The sequence below is a fragment of the Actinoplanes sp. NPDC048791 genome (assembly GCF_040650095.1).
Lineage (GTDB): Bacteria > Actinomycetota > Actinomycetes > Mycobacteriales > Micromonosporaceae > Actinoplanes.
Map to the genome: position 1 here is coordinate 1 of NZ_JBEZGQ010000382.1, position 7,296 is coordinate 7,296.

Here is a 7,296-nt window from a genome sequence, read left to right on the forward strand (position 1 = left end):
CCAGCCGCTGCTGCTGGGCGGGCTCGCCCGGCCGCAGGCCACGATCGACGTGCCGCGCGTCGCGGGCACGGTCGTGCTGGTCTTCGACGTCTCCAACAGCATGGCGGCCCAGGACGTGGCGCCGAACAGGCTGGCCGCCGCCCAGGCCGCGGCGACGAGTTTCGTCGAGGAACAACCGGACACGGTGGACATCGGCGTCGTCGTCTTCGGCGACCAGGCGCTGACCACCCAGGCGCCCACCGACGACCACGCGGCGGCGCTGGCCGCGATCAACCGGCTGACCGCGACCGGCGGCACGTCCCTCGGGCAGGCGATCCTGGCCGCGCTGACCACGATCACCGGCAAGCCGGTGACCCTGCCCGAGGCCGGTGCGGCGCCGCCGCAGCTGGGCTACTGGGGATCGGCCAGCGTGGTGGTCCTTTCCGACGGCGAGGACACCGGAGATCCCGCGCAGGCCGAGGCGGCCGCGGACCTGGCCGCCGCGGCCGGGGTACGCATCCAGACCGTCGGCGTCGGCACCACCGCCGGCGCCACCGTGCAGGTCGAGGGCTACCAGCTCGCGACCAGGCTGAACGAGCAGGTGCTGCGCGGCCTGGCCGACGCCACCGGCGGCACCTACCTGACGGCGGGGGACTCCGGCGCGCTGGCCGCCTCGACCCGGTCGATCGACCTGAAGCTGACCAGCCGCCAGGAGCCGGTCGAACTCACCGGACCGGTGGCCGGGCTCGCCCTGCTGCTGCTCGCGGCCGGTGCGCTGCTGATGATCCGCTGGCACGGAAGGATCGTCTGATGTCGCTGAGCTGGCCGTGGGCGCTGGCCGCCCTGCTCGTGGTCCCGGTGCTGCTGCTGGCCCGCTGGTGGGCCAACAGACGACGCAAGCGCGCGGCCCTTCGGGTGTCGAGCGTCGCGCTGATCCGCGCGGCCCTGCCCGGCCGGTCGCAGTGGCGGCGACGGATCCCGGTAATCCTGTTCCTGACCGGCCTGCTGGCCCTGGCCGGCGCGCTGACCCGGCCCCAGGCGTCCCTGGCCGTGCCGTCGACCGAGAGCACCATCATGCTGGCCATCGACGTGTCCGGCTCGATGTGCGCGACGGACGTGGCCCCGAACAGGCTGACCGCGGCGACCGAGGCGGCCAAGAAGTTCGTCGAGGACCAGGACGGCCGGACCCCGATCGGCCTGGTGGCGTTCTCCGGCATCGCGGCCCTGCTGGTCCCGCCGACCACCGACCAGCAGGCCCTGCTGAAGGCGATCGACGGCCTGACCACAGCCCGCGGCACGGCCATCGGCCAGGCGATCCTGACCGCGATCGACGCGGTGGCCGAGGTGAACCCCGACGTGCCGGCAACCGGCGTCGACCTGGGCGACGGCCCACCGGGAACGGCGGTCACCGACTACGAGCCGGACACGATCGTGGTCCTCACCGACGGCGCCAACACCCGCGGCGTCGACCCGGTGACGGCCGCCGAGCAGGCCGCGGCCCGGCGGCTGCGGGTCTTCACGATCGGCTTCGGCACCACGAACCCGAGCCAGATGGTCTGCACGCCGGAGCAGGTGGGCAGCGGATCCCCGATGCGCGGCGACCCCCAGGGCTTCGGCGGGGGCGGCGGCCGCAACCCGCAGATCGACGAGGAGGCGCTGACCCAGGTGGCCGACCTGACGGGCGGCCGCTACTTCCAGGCGGAGGACGCGGAGCAGCTGAGCGACGTCCTGGGCGACCTGCCGGGCGAGATCGGCCTGCGCCGCGAGGACGTGGAGATCACCGCGTGGTTCGTGCTCGCCGGGACGCTGCTGGTGTTCGCCGGGCTGGGTCTGTCGCTGTGGTGGAACCGGGGGCCCGCCGCCCGTCGCGCTCCGACCGCCTAGCGGTCAGTCCGGCAGGCTCGCAACGAGGAGCTCGACGACTTCAGGTGCTGTCGCGGCCTCACCGATGAGCCGTCCGTAGCTGGCGGTGTAGACCATGTAGGGCGGGCCGGCCAGGACGATCATCGGAAGATCGTCAGCGGGGGGATCCGGGTACCGCCAAGCGGACCGGAAGAACCTCAGCGTTCCGTGCGTGGGAAGGCAGAACAGGGTCCGCAGCGCCGGGTGTTCGGAGGCGGTCAGGAGAACCGGATTGTCCGACCACCAGGCCCGCCGGCCGTGAACAAGCTCCCGCCACGCCTCTGCGGCCTCGACCGGCTGATCCATTGGGACATCCTCCGCGTTTGGGACGCCCTACAGTAGCGGGCCGTCGGGGACAGGCCGGCCGTTCGGGTTCGTCGTGGCAGCACTGTCCGGAAGGACGCTCCAGGCGCTGATCCCCAGCCGGCCGGTGCTGCCCAGGTCGAGGCCGTCGCCCGGTGCGATGATCTGGGACGGGCGCCCGGTCAGCGGGGCGATGTCGAGGAACTTCACGGTCACCGGTGGCTCCCGGATGTCGTCGTACGTGTTGCGCCAGGCCACGGCCGTGCCGGCCTGCTGTCCCGGCTTCAGGATCACGAGCTTCGGTGGGTTGTCCCGCGGGATGGCCGTACCGAGGATCTCCTTGAGGCCGTGCAGGATCCGGACCTTCAGCTCCGACTGATCGTCGTCGAGCGGCCGCACCGCCGGGTAGCCCTTCAGCCGGTAGGTCTTCGAGCCGCAGTTGACCAAGACGATGCTGAGCACCCGGAGCCCCATCGCGGCGTCCCCCTCGCCGACCTGGAACCGGACACCCTCGGGCGGGCACGTCACCGGGGTCGCCGACGGGGTCACCAGCCCGGACGGGAAGGGCATCGGGTCAGGAACAGCGGACGGCTCGGCCGGCCGAGCGCAGCCGACGAGCAGCGCCGCAACGGCCAGCGGGACGACGAAGCGGTAGCCCCGGGTCGTGATCACCCGACCCATTCTGGCCGTCCCTGACAACCCCGTGCTGCTGACCAGTGAGACTTGCCGGGGAACCGATGATGCTCCGCCCGCGCCTGATCGCTTGGTTCGACAAACTCGACCCCGAGGGAGGGGCAATGCACAGCCTGATCAGGTTGGTCACGATCGTGGCGGCGGTGGGCCTGGTGGCCGCGTGTGCCCAACCGGCGGATCCCGCTCCGGCGGCATCAACGCCGGTGCCCATGTCAACGGCCGGCTGGCGCTGGGAGTCGTTCGGCGGCGTCGAGGTCGGAGTGCCCGGCGACTGGGGCTGGGACAACCAGGCGCTCCGCTTGGGCGCATGGTGCATCAAACCCGGCAACCATCCGCCCGCGGTCTCCCGCCCCGGCGCTCCGACCCCGGCCATCGCCTGCGGCGTTGATCAGAAGGGTCCGCCGGCCGAAACCCTGATCGAGAACACCGGCTGGACGGTCGGCTTCAACCGTACGGAAAAGGCCGACGGCACCGACCAGGAAGGCGACCGCACGACCGTGCGACTGGACGGTGCCGAGGTGATCATCCAGGCGCCGAAGGAGTGGCGGGACCGGATCGCCGCCACTGTGCGTCGGGTCGACGTCGACCACGCCGGCTGCCCGACCACCCACCGGATCAGTAGCGGACCGGATCTGCGCCCCAGCCCGCCGGCGGACATCGCGGCCATGCGGGGCGTGACCTCGATAGCGGTCTGCAAGTACCCCGTACCGGAGGTGGGCTCTGCGCGGTCGCCCGCGCCGCGTCTGCTGTCCAGCCTGCGCCTGGACGGCGCGGCGGCCGTGGCCGAGATCCGGCAGATCGCCGCCGCACCGGTCGGCGGCGGCCCGGACAACCCGGCGGACTGCGTACCGGAGGTGGCGCACGGCGACGAGATCATCCTGCTCCTGGTCCAGTCGGCGACCGGAAAGGCGGAAGTCACGATGCGCTACGCCGGCTGCATCCAGAACGGCTTCGACGACGGCACGACCGTCCACAAACTGACCCCCGGTGGCGTGGGCCCGCTGATCGCCGGGCCCAACCGTGTGTATGGCGGCTTCTCCGGTCACCAGGAAAAGACCGACATGCTCCTGCCGCACGACTGAGTTCCTCGGTTGGGATTCAGCCTCGCCTTTTGCAGCAGGCTGGTCAACACAGAGTCGCTATGGCGAATCCCCGGCACAACGAGCACGAGTCGAGAGGGACGAACCGCGCCTTGTCGGCGGCAGGAGAGTGCATCACTGCGCGACGCCGCCGGATAGCTCGATCGAGTGAAACTACTGACGATCACTCCCAAGCGACCATCATTCCTGGCGCCGCCGTAAAGCCTCTGCGAAGATCCGCGAATGAAGCTTACTGATGTAGACGTCCAACCCGCTGACGACCGCGCCTTGGTCGTTAGGTATGAGTGGGAAGGTAGTTTCCCGGAACGGGGATCCGTCCTATGGGCCCTTTATGTTGATGGCGAGGGCGGGCAGAGTCATCAGCTCGGGTACAAGCTGGTCGACGGCCAGCACAGCTCTCACTTCACCTTCGACTTCACCCGCGGACGCCAGCGCCAAGTCGTCGCCAACTTCGACCTCGACGCCGACGCTCGCACGCTCACAGCCCGGTTCCCGAGACCGCCGTTTGAAGGCATGGGAGCAGTAAAGTGGCGTGCCGTGCTGAGCCTTGACAGCGTCGACGGTGAATCATTCGTGGGTGAGCTGCCTGGCTGATCAGCACTCAGCAACCTCAGACGACACCCTCACCGCGCCCAGGGTGACGGGTGTCGCTGGCCGGCAGCATGAGAGTGCGCGTCGGCACCCTGTTTACGGCGGCGAGCCTGGTGGTGGCACTACTCACCTGGTTGCTGCCGAAGCCACCGCAATCCGAGGTCTCGAAGGCACTCGAGGTGCAGATAACGCCTTCTGTCGTCGCAACCGACGCCGCCAAGCGCCCTAGCATTTACGTCGATGCGGGGAGTGGTGATGACTGTGTCATCTTCGCGCCTGTCGACCATTGCGAGGCGGGAAGGTATGGCTTGGGAGCAACCAGCGAGCCCGCTCGCAGCGAGCAGCGGCAGACTGCTTCGCCCGGCGCCATCGAGCTGACGCAGACCAACAAATAGCTCGCCCCCAGTACTCCTGATGCCCTGTATCGACGTCGCATCAATTCCGCGGCAAGCGCTGAGCCGCAATGTGCGTTGACGAAAGAGCCGCAGGCATTAACCTCGACCAGCTCCCGCTTCTCGGCAGGAGCGTGTGTTCGCTCGCACGCTACGCCCACCGAGGGTGACGTCGCTATTGGCACCGCGCTCGGATGGCGGCAGATTCGGATAGCCAGTGCACTGGTGCTGCGGTGTACGCCTGCCGTAGCGCGAGCAGGTGCCTACATTTCTTGCATGACCATCAGATGGCAGGAACCGATCGCAGCGGGCTCCGGCCTCCTCGTGCTGGCGAGCGGGTGGCTGCCGTGGTGGCTGGTCCGGGTTCAGGTGAGTGACGACAGCGGTACGCGGGTGGCGACGTTCGTCGGAACGGCATGGCAGATGTCGTCACGGTGGAGTGCGGCCATCGCGATCGCCGTGGCGGCGGTCGCAGTTTGGCTGGTCTGGCGGTTCGTTCGGGGACGGGTGCCGTTGCCGGTGTGGCTGGCTGTCCTGTCGGCGGTGACGGTGTCGGTGTTCCTGACCCTTGTCCAACGCAGCGACGTCGAACCGATGACTGACCCAGAGAAAACGGAGATCATCTTTACAGTTGAGCTGGACGTGGCCTCGAAGTCCGAGTCTGAACCGGGCGCCGATATCGCGGCAGGCTGGATGAAGCGCGACCACCTGGTGCCGTATCGAAGTCATGGCCTCAACGTCGGTCTGGGATGGGGCCTGTGGGTGGGGCTCGCTGGCATGGTCCTGGCAGGCTTGGCGTTGGCCGCGGCAAACCCACGAGGCACCAACCGTGGTAGCGACCCCGAAACCCGTAGCGGATGACACCACCGGGCAAAGGGGGCGTGCGGATTGCGGCAGGTCAGTGCACCGGCGATGTTCGGTGACACCGCTTTGATCCCTCTTTCGAGCAGTATTGTGATCAATCATGTATGAGCCTGGACCACGTCTCTTCGCGGGCGGGAATCCGGACGACAGACGAACCGGTGGTCATGGCGGCGCGGTCGTTGCGGTCGTGATACTGGCGCTCGTGGGCGGAGCCGCCGCGTTGGGCAGCTTGTTCGTCCTTCCGTACGCCAGCGACAACTGCGGTGAATCCGACAGCGACTTGATCTGCACAGCCATCGGGCAGCAGCTCGTCGCCGTCGGTCCCTTGCTGGCAGTTGCAGTCGGCTCGGCCATATCCCTCTGCTCGTTGTCGTTGCGCCCTGGACGTCGAGCGCTTGGGATCACTGTCGGATATGTGGTTGGCGGAATCCTTGATCTCGACTGCCAGTTCCCGGTCCTCGATCACATGCCCGGCGTCGACGAGACTCTGCCGCACCTCGTCGAACCCACCCGGCAGCACCGTGACGCCGGCATATTCGACGCGGTCAGCCGTCACCACATGGATGCGCTCCACTCGATCGTCGGCCGAATACCGTACGACGATGCCGTCGTCTTGGAAATTATCCTCGCGGGCAGCAGGCCCGGACAGGTTGGTCACGGCGTCGTGCAGCCGCTTGCGGACGACCGCGCGGGGTTCGCCGAGGCTCACCACACCGATGCCGCGACCGGGCTCGACGGTGTGGGACAACACTGGTTCGCCGGTTGCCCCACCTGCGACCCGGACGAGGTCACCGTGAACATGGCTGGGCGCGACGACTCCGACGCCCTCCACTTCGGTATCGGGCTCGTCCGACCACACGGACAGCAGAACCGTGCCGTCGGCGAGCGTCCAACCGCCGTCCCAGCGCTCGATCGGCTGACCCGCGGACCGCAGTTCGGCAACGACGTCGGCCGCCGTACCGCCGGGGTCTGTAAAACGAACGGTGTAACTCCTGATCAAGGAGCGATGCCGTGACAGAGTCAACGACAGCCGTGGATACTCCCGCGGTGGCGACGAAAGATCCCGACGGCGGGGTGGACGCCGAACTGGTGGCCCGGTTGGTCGAGCAGGCCCGCGCAGCGGGCCTGCAACTGACCGGTGAAGGTGGTCTGTTGCAGCAGCTGACCAAACGCGTGGTCGATGCCGCTCTCGATGGCGAGATTACCGATCACCTTGGCTATGACAAGGGCGACCCGGCCGGTAAGAACGGCCAGAACTCGCGAAACGGCAGCCGGGGCAAGACCGTGTTGACCGAAGTCGGCCCGGTCGACATCACGGTGCCCCGCGACCGTGACGGTTCGTTCGAGCCGCAGATCGTCAAGAAACGACAGCGCCGGCTGACCGGCGTCGAGGACATGGTCATCTCGCTGTCGGCCAAGGGCTTGACGACCGGCGAGATCCAGGCGCATCTGGCCGAGGTCTACGGCGCTGA

General features: G+C 68.5%; 10 protein-coding genes. 7 read left to right on the plus strand and 3 right to left on the minus strand.

Features of this window, described 5'->3' with window-relative positions; genetic code table 11:
• On the plus strand, positions 1-790 hold a 790-nt coding region (locus AB0C29_RS25125; RefSeq protein WP_360824575.1), incomplete at its 5' end, for a VWA domain-containing protein.
• Positions 790-1,863, plus strand: a complete 1,074-nt coding sequence (locus AB0C29_RS25130) for a VWA domain-containing protein (protein WP_360824578.1) — start codon at positions 790-792, stop codon at positions 1,861-1,863. The genes AB0C29_RS25125 and AB0C29_RS25130, both read left to right, overlap by 1 nt.
• A 3-nt stretch (positions 1,864-1,866) precedes the next feature.
• On the opposite strand, the gene AB0C29_RS25135 is transcribed toward AB0C29_RS25130, so the two are convergent.
• On the minus strand, positions 1,867-2,187 hold the full coding sequence (locus AB0C29_RS25135; RefSeq protein WP_360824581.1) for a DUF6193 family natural product biosynthesis protein: 321 nt from the start codon (positions 2,185-2,187) through the stop codon (positions 1,867-1,869).
• 27 nt (positions 2,188-2,214) lie between these two features.
• The gene (locus tag AB0C29_RS25140; protein WP_360824584.1) at positions 2,215-2,856 is read right to left on the minus strand and encodes a DUF4232 domain-containing protein; all 642 of its coding nucleotides are present in this window, start codon (positions 2,854-2,856) and stop codon (positions 2,215-2,217) included.
• Between the two features lie 125 nt (positions 2,857-2,981).
• Here AB0C29_RS25140 and AB0C29_RS25145 point away from each other — a divergent pair, with 125 nt between their 5' ends.
• The 4 genes from AB0C29_RS25145 to AB0C29_RS25160 all read left to right on the plus strand — a co-directional run bounded on the left by AB0C29_RS25145 (position 2,982) and on the right by AB0C29_RS25160 (position 5,821).
• Entirely contained in the window at positions 2,982-3,959 is a 978-nt protein-coding gene (locus tag AB0C29_RS25145; protein WP_360824587.1) for a hypothetical protein, read from the plus strand.
• A gap of 240 nt (positions 3,960-4,199) precedes the next feature.
• Positions 4,200-4,571 (plus strand): hypothetical protein, encoded by a 372-nt coding sequence (locus tag AB0C29_RS25150; RefSeq protein WP_360824590.1) that lies wholly within the window; start codon positions 4,200-4,202, stop codon positions 4,569-4,571.
• 50 nt (positions 4,572-4,621) lie between these two features.
• Positions 4,622-4,963, plus strand: coding sequence for a hypothetical protein (locus AB0C29_RS25155; RefSeq protein ID WP_360824593.1), 342 nt, complete (start codon positions 4,622-4,624; stop codon positions 4,961-4,963).
• Positions 4,964-5,236: 273 nt separating this feature from the next.
• Positions 5,237-5,821, plus strand: a complete 585-nt coding sequence (locus AB0C29_RS25160) for a hypothetical protein (protein ID WP_360824596.1) — start codon at positions 5,237-5,239, stop codon at positions 5,819-5,821.
• 97 nt (positions 5,822-5,918) lie between these two features.
• Here the strand turns inward: AB0C29_RS25160 and AB0C29_RS25165 are convergent, their stop codons facing one another.
• A complete protein-coding gene (locus AB0C29_RS25165) occupies positions 5,919-6,824 on the minus strand; it encodes a hypothetical protein (RefSeq protein ID WP_360824598.1) in 906 nt (301 codons plus the stop codon).
• Between the two features lie 74 nt (positions 6,825-6,898).
• Here AB0C29_RS25165 and AB0C29_RS25170 point away from each other — a divergent pair.
• A partial coding sequence (locus tag AB0C29_RS25170) for a transposase (protein WP_360824601.1) occupies positions 6,899-7,296 on the plus strand: 398 nt, incomplete at its 3' end.